The organism is Sphingomonas sp. 2378 (genome assembly GCF_038084995.1).
Lineage (GTDB): Bacteria > Pseudomonadota > Alphaproteobacteria > Sphingomonadales > Sphingomonadaceae > Sphingomonas.
Genome location: NZ_JAXCMJ010000027.1, coordinates 19,119 through 34,499 on the forward strand (window position 1 = coordinate 19,119; position 15,381 = coordinate 34,499).

Annotated in this window: 17 protein-coding genes and 1 tRNA gene; 13 read left to right on the top strand and 5 right to left on the bottom strand. The window is 66.9% G+C overall.

All coding sequences use genetic code 11. From position 1 onward, the window contains the following. Window positions 1–33 precede the first annotated feature (33 nt). Window positions 34–108: transfer RNA gene (locus SM191_RS13220), tRNA-Gly, on the top strand. 48 nt (window positions 109–156) lie between these two features. Here SM191_RS13220 and SM191_RS13225 read toward each other — a convergent pair. Continuing rightward, entirely contained in the window at window positions 157–603 is a 447-nt protein-coding gene (locus tag SM191_RS13225) for a VOC family protein (protein WP_341506604.1), read from the bottom strand. A 104-nt stretch (window positions 604–707) separates the two neighbouring features. Between SM191_RS13225 and SM191_RS13230 the strand changes: the two genes are divergently transcribed. Next, window positions 708–1,190 carry a GNAT family N-acetyltransferase gene (locus SM191_RS13230; protein ID WP_341506605.1) on the top strand — a complete coding sequence of 161 codons (483 nt, stop codon included), beginning with the start codon at window positions 708–710 and terminating at the stop codon, window positions 1,188–1,190. Window positions 1,191–1,194: 4 nt separating this feature from the next. Here the strand turns inward: SM191_RS13230 and SM191_RS13235 are convergent, their stop codons facing one another. After that, window positions 1,195–1,944 (bottom strand): SDR family NAD(P)-dependent oxidoreductase, encoded by a 750-nt coding sequence (locus SM191_RS13235; RefSeq protein ID WP_341506606.1) that lies wholly within the window; start codon window positions 1,942–1,944, stop codon window positions 1,195–1,197. A gap of 176 nt (window positions 1,945–2,120) precedes the next feature. Between SM191_RS13235 and SM191_RS13240 the strand changes: the two genes are divergently transcribed. The 6 genes from SM191_RS13240 to ribA all read left to right on the top strand — a co-directional run bounded on the left by SM191_RS13240 (window position 2,121) and on the right by ribA (window position 7,763). Further along, a complete protein-coding gene (locus SM191_RS13240) occupies window positions 2,121–2,768 on the top strand; it encodes a DsbA family oxidoreductase (RefSeq protein WP_341506607.1) in 648 nt (215 codons plus the stop codon). 17 nt (window positions 2,769–2,785) lie between these two features. Further along, window positions 2,786–3,247 (top strand): peptide-methionine (R)-S-oxide reductase MsrB, encoded by a 462-nt coding sequence (gene msrB, locus SM191_RS13245; protein ID WP_341506608.1) that lies wholly within the window; start codon window positions 2,786–2,788, stop codon window positions 3,245–3,247. 208 nt (window positions 3,248–3,455) lie between these two features. Beyond that, entirely contained in the window at window positions 3,456–4,856 is a 1,401-nt protein-coding gene (locus tag SM191_RS13250) for a carbohydrate porin (RefSeq protein ID WP_341506609.1), read from the top strand. Window positions 4,857–4,920: 64 nt separating this feature from the next. After that, window positions 4,921–5,553: a LolA family protein gene (locus SM191_RS13255; RefSeq protein ID WP_267435628.1), complete on the top strand. Its 633-nt coding sequence runs from the start codon at window positions 4,921–4,923 to the stop codon at window positions 5,551–5,553. Window positions 5,554–5,934: 381 nt separating this feature from the next. Continuing rightward, window positions 5,935–6,717 carry an exodeoxyribonuclease III gene (locus tag SM191_RS13260; RefSeq protein WP_341506610.1) on the top strand — a complete coding sequence of 261 codons (783 nt, stop codon included), beginning with the start codon at window positions 5,935–5,937 and terminating at the stop codon, window positions 6,715–6,717. Continuing rightward, on the top strand, window positions 6,714–7,763 hold the full coding sequence (ribA, locus tag SM191_RS13265) for a GTP cyclohydrolase II (protein ID WP_341506611.1): 1,050 nt from the start codon (window positions 6,714–6,716) through the stop codon (window positions 7,761–7,763). Before SM191_RS13260 ends, ribA begins: the two co-directional genes overlap by 4 nt. A gap of 109 nt (window positions 7,764–7,872) precedes the next feature. Here ribA and SM191_RS13270 read toward each other — a convergent pair whose 3' ends face one another. Together SM191_RS13270 and SM191_RS13275 are read right to left on the bottom strand one after the other, a co-directional pair. After that, window positions 7,873–8,541 carry an HAD family hydrolase gene (locus SM191_RS13270; protein WP_341506612.1) on the bottom strand — a complete coding sequence of 223 codons (669 nt, stop codon included), beginning with the start codon at window positions 8,539–8,541 and terminating at the stop codon, window positions 7,873–7,875. Continuing rightward, window positions 8,538–9,197, bottom strand: coding sequence for a YggS family pyridoxal phosphate-dependent enzyme (locus SM191_RS13275; protein ID WP_341506613.1), 660 nt, complete (start codon window positions 9,195–9,197; stop codon window positions 8,538–8,540). Before SM191_RS13275 ends, SM191_RS13270 begins: the two co-directional genes overlap by 4 nt. 22 nt (window positions 9,198–9,219) lie before the next feature. Between SM191_RS13275 and SM191_RS13280 the strand changes: the two genes are divergently transcribed. Continuing rightward, a complete protein-coding gene (locus tag SM191_RS13280; RefSeq protein ID WP_341506614.1) occupies window positions 9,220–9,795 on the top strand; it encodes a thiamine phosphate synthase in 576 nt (191 codons plus the stop codon). A gap of 109 nt (window positions 9,796–9,904) precedes the next feature. Here SM191_RS13280 and SM191_RS13285 read toward each other — a convergent pair whose 3' ends face one another. Further along, window positions 9,905–10,612, bottom strand: coding sequence for a hypothetical protein (locus tag SM191_RS13285; protein WP_341506615.1), 708 nt, complete (start codon window positions 10,610–10,612; stop codon window positions 9,905–9,907). A 231-nt stretch (window positions 10,613–10,843) separates the two neighbouring features. On the opposite strand from SM191_RS13285, the gene SM191_RS13290 reads away from it, so the two are divergent. From SM191_RS13290 to holA, 4 genes are read left to right on the top strand one after another with little or no spacing between them, the layout of a single operon-like run. Continuing rightward, window positions 10,844–11,281 (top strand): DUF3576 domain-containing protein, encoded by a 438-nt coding sequence (locus SM191_RS13290; RefSeq protein WP_306997228.1) that lies wholly within the window; start codon window positions 10,844–10,846, stop codon window positions 11,279–11,281. Between the two features lie 11 nt (window positions 11,282–11,292). Beyond that, window positions 11,293–13,794 carry a leucine--tRNA ligase gene (gene leuS, locus SM191_RS13295; RefSeq protein WP_341506616.1) on the top strand — a complete coding sequence of 834 codons (2,502 nt, stop codon included), beginning with the start codon at window positions 11,293–11,295 and terminating at the stop codon, window positions 13,792–13,794. Then, window positions 13,791–14,321 carry an LPS assembly lipoprotein LptE gene (lptE, locus tag SM191_RS13300; RefSeq protein ID WP_306997224.1) on the top strand — a complete coding sequence of 177 codons (531 nt, stop codon included), beginning with the start codon at window positions 13,791–13,793 and terminating at the stop codon, window positions 14,319–14,321. Before leuS ends, lptE begins: the two co-directional genes overlap by 4 nt. After that, the gene (gene holA / locus SM191_RS13305; RefSeq protein WP_306997222.1) at window positions 14,318–15,337 is read left to right on the top strand and encodes a DNA polymerase III subunit delta; all 1,020 of its coding nucleotides are present in this window, start codon (window positions 14,318–14,320) and stop codon (window positions 15,335–15,337) included. Before lptE ends, holA begins: the two co-directional genes overlap by 4 nt. The last annotated feature ends 44 nt before the right edge of the window (window positions 15,338–15,381 follow it).

Below are 15,381 nucleotides of genomic sequence, written 5' to 3' on the forward strand. Positions count from 1 at the left end.
ACCCCAGCCGGTTCGCCGGTTCGGAACGCCAGAGCGGGCGTAGCTCAGGGGTAGAGCACAACCTTGCCAAGGTTGGGGTCGAGGGTTCGAATCCCTTCGCCCGCTCCAGCGGTTCTTACAGGAACCGCTTTCGTCGCAAAGCGACGCTTCCTAAAATCAGATGAAGCGATCTTGTTCGCGCGATCTGTCATCAAAAAGTTCGACGCCTTTTTCGGGATGATCGCGATAGTAGCGCAATCGCGATTCGAGCGTCCCGACGTGAATTTCGAGCTGATGTCCGTCAGGATCGAGGAAATAGGTCGAAGCCCCCTCGCTCGCATTGTCCTTCCAGATCGGGCATGTCGCCAACAGGCGGGTCCTCAGCGCGGCATAATTCTCCGCTGGAACCGCAAAAGCGACATGGGTGTAGTCAGGCCGCGGTGACGGGTGCGCCTGTACGTCATGGGACAGGCAAAGCCAGAGCGAACCGGCCTCCAGATAGGCCCCATCCCTCCACCGCGCGCGCAGGTCACATCCCAGAACGTCGCGGTAAAAGGTCACTGCCCGGTCCAGATCGGAAACGGCAAGCGTGATGTGGTTCAACCCGGTGATACCTGTCGTCATCCGCCCTCTCCCGACCGCTATCCGACGACCATGCTACCAGTGCGAAGCCTCGTTCCGAACTGTCGATGGTCGCAAATCCATCTGTCCGGCTTTATCCTGCCCTCATGAATATCCGCCCCGCCCTCCCCGCCGACGCCTCCGCCATCACCGCGATCATCCTGCCCGTGATCCGTGCGGGCGAGACCTATGCGCTCGACCGCGACATGACCGGGGAGGCCGCGCTCGCCTACTGGTTCGATGCGGACAAGACAGTGTTCGTGGCGGAGGAGGACGGCGCGATCCTCGGCACCTATTATATCCGCGCCAATCAGGCGGGCGGCGGGGATCATGTCGCCAATGCGGGATATATGACCGCCGCCGTCGCACGGGGGAAAGGCGTCGCACGGGCGATGGCGCTGCATTCCTTCGACGAAGCCCGCGCGCGGGGGTTCTCCGCGATGCAGTTCAATTTCGTGGTGAGCAGCAACGCCGCCGCCGTGCATCTGTGGACGGCGCTGGGCTTCACAACGGTCGGGCGGGTGCCGGGGGCGTTCCGACACCCGGCGCTGGGGCCGGTCGATGCGCTGGTGATGCACCGACCGCTCTGACGGCTTACCCTTCTCGCGTGACCTGGAAACCCGCGAAGGACTGGCTGACCGGCATCAACTCCAGCCGGTTGATGTTGAGATGCGGCGGCAGTTCCGCCACCCAGAGCAGCGTCGCGGCGATATCCTCGCCGGTCATCGGGTCCGATCCCGCATAGAGCGCGTCCGACGCCGCCTGATCGCCGCCGGTGCGGATGGTGGTGAATTCGGTTTCGACCATGCCCGGCTCGATCGAGGTGACGCGCACCCCCTTGCCATGCAGGTCGGCGCGCAGGTTGAGCGAGAATTGCTTCACGAACGCCTTGGTCCCGCCATAGACGTTGCCGCCGGTATAGGGGTAGTTCGCCGCCACCGAGGACAGGTTGATGATCCCCCCGCGCCGCTCGATCAGGCGGGGCAGCAAGCGGTGGGTAATGGTGATGAGGCCATCGATATTGGTCGCGATCATCGTCCGCCACTGGGCCAGATCGCTGTCCTGGGCGGGCTTGGTGCCAAGCGCGAGCCCGGCATTGTTGATCAGCAGGTCGATCCCGGCGAATTCGGGCGGCAATCCCGCCAGCGCCGCGTCCAGCGCATCCTCGTCGGTGATGTCGAAGGCGAGCGGATGAAACGCCCCGCCCAACTCGCCCGCCAGCGCCGCCAGCCGGCCGGCGCGTCGCCCCGTCCCGATCACCCGCCATCCGCTGGCGACGAAGGCGCGCGCCGTCGCCGCACCGATTCCGGCGGTCGCACCGGTGACGAGGACTGTTCTGGTCATTCTGGCATATCCCTCTTGAACTGGCCCGATGCTGCTATCCGGCACCGTCCTTCGTGCAAAGTGCTCCGATGCAAAAGCCGCCGCCATGGCGCGATGTTCCGCCGGTTGCAGGGCGGCAGAGCCCCTCCCACATAAGCGAGGCGTTCGCAGCCCGGCCGCATCATCCAGGACCCTGCATGTCCCGTCCGATCCGTATCGACTTCGTCTCCGACGTCTCCTGCCCCTGGTGCATCATCGGCCTGCGCGGGCTGGAAACCGCGCTCGACCGGATGGGCGATGCGGTGGAGGCGGACATCCATTTCCAGCCCTTCGAACTGAACCCGGCGATGGTCCCGGAGGGCGAGAATATCGTCGAGCATATCGGCCGCAAATATGGCGCCACGCCCGAACAGTCCGCCGCCACCCGCGCGACGATCCGCGAGCGGGCGGCCTCGGTCGGCTTCACCATGGCGATGGGCGACACGTCGCGCATCTACAACAGTTTCGACGCGCATCGGCTGCTCCACTGGGCCGGGATCGAGGGGCGACAGGCGGAAATGAAGCATGCGCTGTTCGACAGCTATTTCACGCGCGGCGAGAATATCGCGGATCACGACGTGCTGGTCGCCGCCGCGACCCGCGCCGGGCTGGACGAGGGCGAGGCCCGCGCGATCCTGTCCTCCGACCGCTATGCCGCCGAGGTCCGCGAGGCCGAGCGGCTGTGGCAGGGGCGCGGCATCCAATCGGTGCCCGCCATCGTTATCGACAATCGTTACCTGATCTCGGGTGAGCAACCGCCCGAAGCGTTCGAACAGGCGCTGCGCCAGATCGCCGCCCAAGCCTGAGCCGGAAAGGAAGTCCCATGGCCGACACCCGCTATGCCAAGACCGAGGAAGCCCTCGCGAAGCTGACGCCCGAACAATATTATGTGACCCAGCAGAGCGGCACCGAGCGCCCCGGCACCGGCGAATATCTCCACACGCGCGAGCCGGGCCTGTATGTCGACATCGTCTCGGGCGAGCCGCTCTTCGCCTCCGCCGACAAGTTCGATTCGCATTGCGGCTGGCCCAGCTTCACGCGGCCGATCGAGCCCGCGCATGTCAACGAGTTGCGCGACACCACCCACGGCATGGTCCGCACCGAGGTCCGCTCGGCGCATGGCGACAGCCATCTCGGCCATGTCTTCCCCGACGGCCCGCGCGATCGCGGCGGCCTGCGCTACTGCATCAACTCCGCCTCGCTGCGCTTCGTGCCGCTGGAGGAGATGGAGGCGGAGGGATATGGCGATTATATCGACCAGGTCCGCGCGGCGGAGCAGGGATGACCTATTCCTCCCCGGTACGGGGAGGTGGCAGGCCGCAGGCCTGACGGAGGGGGCTTCCCCATAGGACGGTCTGTGTGGCGATCCCCCTCCACCAGCTTCGCTGGTCCCCCTCCCCATGCCGGGGAGGATTGACGTTTACGGCACCTTTTGCCTGTCCGATCGTTTGCCATCCGCAACGATAAGCGACGGGTAAAAGGGGGTTAAGGCGATGGCGACGATCTGGGGCTGGGCACCATTGCTGCTCGCCGCACCCCTGTCGCCGCAGCAGACCACCGATCCCGTCCCCACCGCCGCACGCGTCACGCCCGATGCCGCCGCCGGCGATACGCAGCGCACCCCCACCCGCCGCCGCGCCGTCCGCCCCTCGGACAGCGCCCCCTCGGCGATCACCGCCGACACCCGGCGGACGCCGCCGCCCGGGATCATCGGCGACTGGCACAAGATCCGCACCCGGCTGAACGAGCGCGGGATCACCGTCACCGCCCGCTATGCCTCGGAAAGTGCCGCCAACCTCACCGGCGGGCGCAAGACGTTGTTGCGCGAGACGGGGCAGTTCGACGCGGGCGCGCTGTTCGATCTGGAGAAGGTCTTCGGGCTGAAGGGCGGCGCGTTCCAGGCCACCCTCACCTATCGCCGGGGCCGCAACCTCAGCGACGACGCCGCGCTCGGCACGCTGCAACAGGTGCAGGAGGTCTATGGTCGCGGCCAGACGCTGCGCCTGACCCAATTCTGGTACGAACAGCGACTGGGTGAGCGGTTCGAGCTGAAGCTGGGCCGCACCAATCCGGGCGAGGATTTCGCCATCTTCTCCTGCCACTTCATGAACTTGAGCTTCTGCGGGGCACAGCCGGGCAATCTGGTCGGCGACTATTGGCAAAACTGGCCGGCCAGCCAATGGGGTGCGCGGCTGCGCTACGAACCGCGCGACGACCTGTATGTCCAGGGCGCGGTCTATGAGATCAATCCGCGCAATCTGGATACCGACTTCTTCATCGGCCACTTCAAGGGTGCGACCGGCGTGCTGATCCCCGCCGAGATCGGCTGGATCCGCAATGCCAGTGCCGGCAAGATCGGGTCGTACAAGCTGGGCGGCTGGGTCGCGACGGCGGATGCGGCGGACGTCTTCCTCGACATCAACCGCCGCCCCATCGCGATCACCGGCCTGGCGCCGCTGGAGCGGACCAGCCGCTATGGCGTGTACGTCAATATCCAGCAGCAGCTGACCGGCGAAACCAAGGACGGCAAGGCGGAGAACGGGCTGAGCGTCTTCCTCAACGCGACCCAGGCCGATCGCGCGACCAGCGTCACCGATAACCAGATCGCCGCCGGACTATTCTACAAGGGGCTGGTGCCCGCCGTGCCGGGCGACGTGCTGGGCATCGGCGTGGCGCGGACCCATGTGAATGGTCGCGTGGCGGATGGTCAGAGGCTCGATCCCACCCGCCCGGCGGTGCAGGGGTCGGAATATGCGGCGGAGGTCTATTACAGTATCCACCCCGCCCAATGGCTGGAGATGCGCCCCAACCTCCAGTTCGTCCATCACCCCGGCGGCTATTCGCAAGCCGACGACGCCACCATATTGGGGATGAAGGCCGCCTTCACCCTGTAGCGCCCGCGATTCACGACCCGTTCAATAGACCCGACGCATGACGGACGGGCCAAAGGAGTTTGATATGATCCGTTCGATTGTGGCGTCCGCCCTGTTGGCGCCGACCGCCATGGCGATGGTCGCCGCCCCCCTCCCCGCGCTGGCCCAGGCCGGTGGCGACCTCGCGGCGGTGCAGCGTCACCTGCAATCGGTGCAGACGATGACCGCCGATTTCACCCAGACCGACCGGGCGGGCAAGGTGCTGACCGGCACGCTGACCATGAAGAAGCCGGGCAAGATCCGCTTCCAATATGAAAAGGGCGTGCCCCTGCTGATCGTCGCGGATGGCGGCAGCCTGTGGTTCCTCGATTATTCGGTCGGACAGAAGCAGCGCTGGCCGATCAAGAACTCGCCGCTGGGCGTGCTGCTCGATCCCAGCCGCGATATCGGCCGCTATGCCAAGGTGGTGCCCAGCGCCGATTCACGGCTGGTCTCGGTCGAGGCGAACGATCCCAAGCATCCCGAATATGGCAAGATCACCCTGGTCTTCGCCCGCGATCCCGCCGCGCCGGGCGGGCTGATGATGCAGGGCTGGGTCGCGCTGGACAGCCAGAACAACCGGACCACCATTCGCCTGTCCAATCAGCGATTCGGGGTGCCGGTGGACGACAAAGCGTTCCGATTCAACGATCCACGGAGGGGGCCGACGCGAAACTGAACGCCGGCGGGCCATTTCATTCATCCGAGCGACAGGTTCGCTGCCCTATCAGGGGGTTGCGGTTGAGGGGCCTTCGAGATTCCCCCCTGTTGCTCGGACGAGCACCCTCATCCCGCCTGCGTGACGAACGCTAGGTCGGCCCTCGCTCCATGCCCCCGGAGCGGGGGCCTTTCCGTTTTCCCCTCATTCCTCCCCTGCAAGGGGAGGTGGCAGCGCGTAGCGCTGACGGAGGGGTATCGCCGCCGGTCAGGCGACCCTCACTCGCAACCGGGGACACCCCTCCACCATGCTGCGCATGGTCCCCCTCCCCTTCCAGGGGCGGAATAGGATGGTGACCGCCCAATCTTGTCTCGCCCCCGGCCCACCGCTACATCGGCAGCCGTGAAAATCGCCTCCTGGAACATCAACTCGGTGCGTTTCCGCGCCGCCATCGTCGAGCAATTCCTGACGGAAGCCGCGCCCGACATATTGTGCCTTCAGGAGACGAAGGTCGTCGATGACGACTTCCCCTTCGATCTGTTCCGGTCGCTGGGTTACGACCACATCATCATCCATGGCCAGCGGATGCATCACGGCGTCGCCATCGCATCCCGTGTCCCCATCACCGAAGACGACCGTCTGGACTGGCAGGCCAATGCCGAGGCGCGGCATGTCGGCATCCGCCTGCCGAACGGCGTGCGGCTGGAGAATGTCTATATTCCGGCGGGCGGCGACGTGCCCGATCGCGCGGTGAATCCGAAGTTCGGCCAGAAGCTGGATTTCCTCGGCCGGATGATCGACTGGTCGGGCAAGCTCGACTGCCCGACGATCCTGACCGGCGACTTCAACATCGCGCCGCTCGAATCGGACGTGTGGAGCCACAAGCAACTGCTCGACGTGGTCAGCCATACGCCCATCGAGGTGGAAACACTGGCGAAGCTTCAGGCATCGAACGACTGGGTCGATCTGGGCCGCCACTTCATCCCCGCGCCCGAGCGGCTTTATACCTGGTGGAGCTACCGCGCGAAGGACTGGGCGGCGTCGGATCGCGGGCGGCGGCTGGACCATATGTGGGCGACGCGGGACTTGGCCGAAAAGGCCGTGTCGCATCGGGTGTTCGAGGGTTGCCGGAGTTGGCTCAAGCCCTCCGACCATATCCCGATCATGACGGAATTCGATTTTTGAGCACCGATGCCAAGGCCGCCGCGCGCGCGATCGATGCGCTGCGCCGGGGCTGGCCGATCGCGATTCAGGGCCAGGCGCTGCTCGCGGTCGAGACGGCGGACCCGCTACGCCTGGCGGCCTTCGATCCGAAGGGCCGCGCGCCCGTCCTCATCTCGGCGGGGCGCGCCGCGACGCTGAAGCTGACCAACCAGTTGGAGGCCGCCGACCCGGAGGCCGCCGTGCTGGTCGAGCGCGCGCCCTGGATCGACTTCGCCGCGGCGACGGCGCTGGCCGATCCGCAATTCGACCTCGCCACCCCGCTGAAAGGCCCGTTCCGCGCCCTGCCCCTGCCCGACCCGGCGGTCGCGGCGGCCGCGATCCGGTTCGCGCGGATCGCCGGGATGCTGCCCGCCTTCTTCGTCGGGGGTGAGGGCGTCGAGGCGGAGATTTCGCTGGCCGACATCGCCGCGCATGAGAATGCCGAGACACTCGCCATCGCCACCCGGGCCCGCCTGCCGGTCGAGGGGGCCGAGGATGCGGAGATCGTCGCCTTCCGCTCCCCCCATGCGGCGGGCGAGCATGTCGCGCTGCTCATCGGCCAGCCCAACGGTGCGCCGCCGCTGGTGCGCCTGCACAGTGAGTGCCTGACCGGCGATGTGCTGGGCAGCCTGAAATGCGATTGCGGGCCTCAGCTTCATGCCGCGATCCACGCCATCGCGGAGTCGGGCTGGGGCATATTGCTCTATCTGCGGCAGGAAGGGCGCGGAATCGGGCTGGTCAACAAGCTGCGCGCGTACCAGCTTCAGGATCAGGGCTTCGATACGGTCGACGCCAATACCCGGTTGGGCTTCGCGATCGATGCGCGCGATTTCGGCGTGGCGGCGCGGATGCTGCGGTTGCTGGGGCAGGACAAGGTGCGGTTGCTGACCAACAATCCAGCCAAGGTCGCGGGGCTGAACGCGGCGGGGGTGCGGGTGATCGAGCGGGTGGCGCACAGCCTGCCGCCCAATCCGCACAACGAACGCTATCTGGCGACCAAGCGGGATCGGACCGGGCACCAGCTCTGACGCGATACCCCGCACCCCGTTCGCACTGAGCGAAGTCGAAGTGCACGTCCCGCGCTCCGCCGGGAATCCCGTGGCCTTCGACTTCGCTCAGGCTGAACGGAGGGTGGAATCAGAACCCCAATTCCCGCCGCACATCGGCATAGTCCTGCGCGATCGCGGCCACGCCGATCTCCCTCAACCGCTGGTCATGCCCGACCGCGCAATGCGTCCCCATGCACATGCCGATGACATAGCCCCCACTCGCCACCGCGCCGGTCGCGCCAACCGGGGAGTCCTCCAGGATCGCGCAATCCTCGATCCGCACGGCCAGCCGGTCCGCGGCATAAAGATACAGGTCCGGCGCGGGCTTGCCCTTCGTCACATGCTCACGCCCGCTATAGACATGCTCGCCGAACACCTCGCGCAGACCCAGATGGCGCAGATGCCGGTCTAACCAGACGGTCGGGCTGGACGACACCACCGCCTTGGGGAAATCACCGGGCAGCGAAAGAACGAAATCGACCGCCCCCGCGATCGCCGCGACGCCTTCCTCCATCGCGCGGAGATCTTCGGCCGCCCGGGCCTCGTAAAAGGAGTCCGGCAGGACATAGCCGATCCGCCCCTCGATCGCAGCGACGAAGTCCTTGCCCGCCAGCCCCATATAATGGTGCATCGCCTCTTCGGGGCTATGCGGATGGCCGTTGGCGGTCAGCCATTCGGCGAGGTGCCGATTGCCCTCATATTCGCTGTCGATCAGGACGCCGTCGAAATCGAACAATAGGGCTGCGAAGCGGCTCATGCGCGGGCTCCGAACAGCGCGCTGCCGACCCGGACGTGACTGGCCCCCAGCATCGCGGCGACCTCATAATCGTCCGACATGCCCATGCTCAGCTTGGCCGGCCCCAGGTCGCGCGCCATCTTGGCGAGCAGCGCGAAATAGGGGGCGGCGTCCACCCGTTGCGGGGGAATCGCCATCAGGCCGATGATCGGCAGGCCCGCCGCCCGCGCCTGCTCCAGCATCGCCGGTGCCTCGGCGATGGTGCAGCCGCCCTTCTGCTCCTCCTCGCCGATATTGACCTGCAAGAAGCAATCGGGACGCCGACCGCTCTTCGCCATCGCTTCGGCCAGCGCGGCGATCAGCGAGGGGCGATCGACGGTATGGATCACATCGAACAGCGCGACCGCGTCCGCCGCCTTGTTCGACTGCAACTGGCCGATCAGATGCAGTTCGACGCCCGCATACGCCTCTTGGAGAGCGGGCCATTTGGCCGCCGCTTCCTGCACCCGATTCTCGCCGAACACCCGGTGTCCGGCGTCGAGCAGCGGGCGGATCGTGTCGGCGTCATGGGTCTTGGACACCGCGATCAGGGTCGGGGCGGCATGATCCCCCAGCCCGGCGGCGCGGGCGAGCTGATCGGAGACGGTGGAAAGGCGGGAAACGCTGTCGTCGGTCATGGCCCGCGCTATAGTGCCCCGGATGGCCGACCGATACCCCGTGACATGGCTGATGACCGACGAGCGGCTGGGCGATGGGCTGTGGCGGGCCTTGCGACGCCTGCCGCCGGGATCGGGAGTCGTGTTTCGCCACCACGCCACGCCGCCGGCCGAGCGCCGCGCGATCCATCGCCGGGTCTGGCGGATCGCACGCGCACGGCGGCTGATCCTGCTGGTCGTGGGTGGTGGGCTGCCCGGCGACGGCGTGCATAAATGGGGTCGGGGATCGGGTCTGCGAAGCTGGCCCGCGCACAGCCAGGCTGAGGCGATGGCGGGGCGGCGGGCCGGGGCCGATCTGTTGTTCGTCTCACCGCTCTTCCCCACCCGCTCGCATCCCGGTGCGCCCAGCCTGGGGGTTGCCCGCGCGGCAAGGATCGGCCGTGGCCTGGGCCTGCCGCGAATCGCGCTGGGCGGAATGACGGCGGAGCGCTTTCGTCGATTGCGGGGGCGATTCGATGGCTGGGCCGCGATCGATGCTTGGGTGGAGCCCGCCCCCATCATCCCAGCGGTCGATGATCGCGAACGGGGTTCGATTGGCCAAAGAAGCGCAGCTTGGTAGCGCGGCCGCTTCCCATCGCGCCGGGGATCACGGCGAAAGACCCCAGCCTTTGCTGGGATAACGTCGGAACGTCGACAGTCGGTCTAACCCAAACCGCATCACACGGTTATCAGAAGCGGAAGGCCGTACCCAGATAGACCGCCTGGCTGTTCCGGCGATCGTCGTCCAGCCGCGCCAGACGCTCGCGGTCCGAGCGATAGCGGACGCCCGCCGTCACATCGAGGTTGCGGGTCAGCGAATAGGAGCTGCTCATATCAAGCGAATAGCTGGACGGCATGTCGACCAGCTTGTTCACACCCTCGATCGGGCGATCCGCCGAGGCCTTCACCCGACCGGTGAAGCGATTCGCGGTATAGCTGACCGCCACATCAGCGGTTTCGCGGCTGCCCGGCAGGCCCGCCAGATCGACGCGCGCCATGTCGCCGGACACCGCCAGCCGCTTCCAGCCGACCGAGACACCCAGATTATAGGAGATCGGCGCCAGACCCACGGTCGGCGCGATGTTGGCGGCAATCCGGTCGTCGCTGGTCCGGCTGGTCCGCGCGCGCACCGCCACGGTGACCGGGCGGTTGGCCCCGCGCTGGCTTTCCGCCGGGGTGAAGCGCAGATCGCCCGCGTCCAGCCCGCTACGCGCGAATATCGCCGCCAGCCGGGGGTCCGCCGCCGCCGGGGTAAAGCCGCCGCGCCCCATCAGGCTGAGGCTGCGCTTGGGGGCCCGGCCATTCTGGTCCACCGCACCGATGGCGGGCGCGACCAGCGCAGTCGTGGCGGCGAGCGCCCCGATTGCGATTCCGATCACCACACGCCCGAACGACACGGTCCACCCCTTTTATATGACCTCTTTGATACATGGCCTCTAACATGGAATCCGTCGTGAGCGATCCCATTGTTACGCCGCCATAGGCGAATCTTGTCCGACTGTTGCGCATCCTCCACAGATTCGGACTGCTCCGCGATTCGCCGGAATGCTTGCCGGGGTGGCGGGGCCCCTGTAGAGGCGATAGGCAACCCATATTCCTCATTCTTCATCGCAGTCAGGATAATGCCGATGCTTCGCCGTTCCGCCACCGCGTTCGCGGTTATCGCCGCCCTGTCGCTCGGCGCCTGTGCCGGCAAGAAGGCCCGCCCACAGGGTGACCTGGCCGCGTCGAAGGTGACGACGATCGGCGTGAATTCCTATCTGTGGCGCGCCAGCCTCGACACGCTCAGCTTCATGCCGCTGGCCGAGACGGATTCCAACGGCGGCGTGATCGTCACCGACTGGTACGTCAATCCGCAGACGCCGACCGAGCGGATGAAGGTGACCGTCACCATCCTCGACCAGGATCTGCGCGCCGACGCGCTGCGCGTGACCGCCCTTCGCGAGATCAATCGCGGCGGCCAGTGGGTGGAAGCACCGGTTCAGGCCGCGACGATCCAGAAGCTGGAAGACATCATCCTCACCAAGGCGCGCGACCTGCGCCGCGCCTCGATCACGAACGGATAAAGACGAGACACATGGCCTCGCGTTTCAATGCCCTGAAATCGGATTCGACCTGGCAGCGGATTTGGGAAGAGCGGCGCACCTTCGCCGCCGACGACCAAAGCCCCAAGCCCCGCAGCTATGTCCTTGAGATGTTTCCCTATCCTTCAGGGCGCATCCATATGGGGCATGTCCGCAACTATACGATGGGCGACGTTCTGGCCCGCTATCGCCGGATGATCGGGCATGAGGTGCTCCACCCGATGGGCTGGGACGCGTTCGGCATGCCCGCCGAGAATGCCGCGATGGAAAAGGGCGTCCATCCGGGCGGCTGGACCCGCGACAATATCGCGACGATGAAGGCGCAGTTGAAGCGGCTGGGCTTCGCGCTCGATTGGACGCGCGAGATCGCGACCTGCGAGCCCGATTATTACGGGCATGAACAGGCGCTGTTCCTCGATCTCTATGCGAGCGGCTTGGTCTATCGCAAGGAATCGGCGGTCAACTGGGACCCGGTCGACATGACCGTGCTCGCCAACGAGCAGGTGATCGACGGGCGCGGCTGGCGCTCGGGCGCGCTGGTCGAGAAGCGCAAGCTGAACCAGTGGTTCCTGAAGATCACCGACTTTGCCGACGAGCTGCTGGAGGGTCTGACGACGCTCGAGCATTGGCCCGACAAGGTGAAGCTGATGCAGGAGAACTGGATCGGTCGCAGCAAGGGCCTGCAATTCCGTTTTGCGCCGGTCGCCCCCTTCGCCACGCCGATCGAGGTCTATTCGACCCGTCCGGACACGATCTTCGGCGCGAGCTTCGTCGCGATCGCGGCGGATCACCCGATCGCCCGCGAACTGGCCGAGTCGAATGCGGATGCCGCCGCCTTCATCGAACGTTGCAAGGCGGGCGGCACCACCGCTGCCGAGCTGGAAACCCAGGAAAAGCTGGGCTTCGACACCGGCTATCGGATGCAGCATCCGATGGACGAGAGCATCACCCTGCCCGTCTATATCGCGAACTTCGTGCTGATGGACTACGGCACCGGCGCGGTGATGGGCGTGCCGGCGCATGACCAGCGCGACCTGGACTTTGCGCGGAAATACGGCCTGAGCGTCACGCGCGTCGTCGCCGATGGCGACACGACCGCGCCGGTGTTCGAGGGCGACACCGCCTATACCGGCGCGGGTCGTCTGGTGAACTCCGGCCCGCTCGACGGCATGGAGGTGGAGGCCGCCAAGGCCGCCGTCATCGCAGCGGCCGAGGGTGAAGGCTGGGGCCAGGGGCAGACCGTGTATCGCCTGCGCGACTGGGGCGTCAGTCGCCAGCGTTACTGGGGCACGCCCATCCCGATCATCCATTGCGACGACTGCGGCGCGGTGCCGGTGCCCAAGGCGCAACTGCCGGTCACGCTGCCCGAGGACGTGACCTTCGACGTCCCCGGCAACCCGCTCGATCGCCATGCGACGTGGAAGCATGTCGCTTGCCCCAATTGCGGCAAGCCCGCCCGGCGCGAAACCGACACGCTCGACACCTTCGTCGATTCGTCCTGGTATTTCATCCGCTTCGCCAGCCAGCCCAAGGATCGCCCCTTCGATCCCGAGGTGGTGAAGACATGGCTGCCCGTCGGCCAGTATATCGGCGGCGTCGAGCATGCGATTTTGCACCTGCTCTATGCGCGCTTCTGGACCCGCGCCTTGAAGCATATCGGCCTGATCGACGTGGCGGAGCCCTTTGCGGGCCTGTTCACGCAAGGCATGGTCACGCACGAAAGCTACAAGTCGTCGGACGGCCGCTGGCTGGCGCCGGGCGAAATCCGCGACGGCATCGAGATCGCGACCGGCCAGCCGATCACGGTCGGCCGCGTCGAGAAGATGTCCAAGTCCAAGAAGAACACCGTCGATCCCGAACCCATCGTGGATCAGTACGGCGCGGACGCGGTGCGCTGGTTCATGCTGTCCGACAGCCCGCCCGAACGCGACCTGCCCTGGTCTGAAGCGGGTATCGAGGGTTCGTGGCGCTTCGTCCAGCGCTTGTGGCGCCTGTTCGACGGTTCGGAAGCCGCCGAGGGCGAGGACAAGCCGCTCTCGCGCAAGCTGCACCAGACCATCGCGGGCGTCGCGGCGGATATCGAGGCGCTGGCTTTCAACAAGGCGGTGGCCAAGCTGTACGAACTGGTCAACGCCATTGAAAAGGCCAAGCCGTCCGCCGCCCGCAACGAAGCCATCCGCACCACCATGCTGCTGGTCGCACCGATGGTCCCGCATCTGGCCGAGGAAGCCTGGGCGGGCATGGGGCAAGAGGGCCTGATCGCCGACGCCGCCTGGCCGGTCGTGGACGAAAGCCTGCTGGTCGAGGACGAAGTCACCGTCGCGGTGCAGGTCAACGGCAAGCTGCGCGATACGCTGACCGTCGCCAAGGGGCTTCCCAAGGACGCGCTGGAGGCGACCGCGCTGGCGTCGGACAAGATCGTCCGTGCGCTGGACGGTGCGACCCCGAAGAAGGTGATCGTGGTGCCCGACCGTCTGGTGAACATCGTCGCATGATGCGTCCCCTCCCCCTGATCGTCGCCGGGCTGGCCCTGACATTCGGCCTGTCGGGTTGCGGGCTGCATCCGCTCTATGCGGGAGGCGGCTCGGGATCGGTGGCCACCGCATTGTCGGGGATCGAGATCGCCCCGATCGAGGGGAAAGCGGGCTGGCTGATGGCCAATGCGCTGAAGGATCGTCTGGGTGGCGGCCAGTCGGGCGGCGCGCGCTATCGGCTGGATGTGCGGCTGGATGACGAGATTCGCGGACTCGGCGTGCGGCGGGACGATTCGGTGGTCCGCGAACGGCGTATCCTGCGGGCGCGCTACCAACTGGTCGACCAGACGAGCAACGCGGTACTGGTCGACGCCACCGCCGGATCGGATGCCGGGATCGATGTGGTCCGCTCCGAATACGCCACCATCGCGGCGGAGAACACCGCGCTGGAACGGTTGTCGGTGATCGTCGCGGACGAGATCGTCGCCCGGCTCGCCACCTATGCCCGGTCACGGCCGGGCGAGGCGATGGCCCCCGCGCGGCCGTGAAGGCGAACGCCAATCAGATTCGCCAGGCGCTGAGCCGTCCCTCCGCCGATATCCGCCTCTATCTGCTCCATGGCCCCGACGAGGCGGGGGCGAGCGAATTGGCGCGATTGCTGGCGAATGCGATGGGGCAGGAGGCCGAGCGGATCGACCTGGATTCGGCGACGCTGAAAAGCGACCCCGCCCGCCTGACCGACGAAGCGGCCTCCATGTCGCTGTTCGGCGGCCCCCGCCATATCCGCATCGCCAGCGTCGGCGAGGAAGGACTGGCCGCCTTCACCGCGCTGTTGGAGGCCGAGTCGGCGGGCAATCCGGTCGTCGCCATCGCGCCATCGGTCAAGACGACCGCCAAGATCGTCAAGCTGGCGCTCGATTCGCCGCGTGCCATGGCGTTCGGCTGCTACGCCCCCACTGCTGCCGATGCCGAGCGGCTGGCGACCGCCATCGCCGGGGAATTGGGCCTGCGCCTGGCCGCGGGTATCCCGACGCGACTGGTCGAGGCCGCCGCCGCCGATCGTTCGGTCCTGACCCGCGAGTTGGAGAAGCTGTCCCTTTATCTCGATTCGGCCCCTGACCGCCCGCGCGAGGTCGATCATGCCGCCCTGGATGCCATCGGCGCCGATCTGGGGGAGGTGGAGATGAGTGACGCGGTCGAGGCCGTGGTGGAGGGCCGTGTCGGCGATCTGGGCGGTGAATTGGCGCTGCTGGACGAAGGGGGCGCCTCGCCCATCCCCTGGCTGCGGGCGCTCGCCCGGCGGCTGGTGGCGCTGGCCGAGATGCGCGCCGATCTCGATGCGGGCGAGCCGGTCGAGGCGGTGATGAAGCGTCACCGAGTCTTCTTCCGCGACGAAGCTCGCACGGCACGGGCGCTGCGGCGCTGGACCCCGGCGATGCTGGCGCGGGCGCTGACGCGGATCCGGGCGGCGGAGCGCGCGGTGATGGCACCGGGCAATGCCGGGGCGGTGCTGGCGGAGTCCGAGGCGACGATCATCGCGCAGGGGATTGCGCGGCGGGGGTGATTCCCTTGGGCTTCGACTTCGCTCAGCCTGAACGGGGTTTGGGA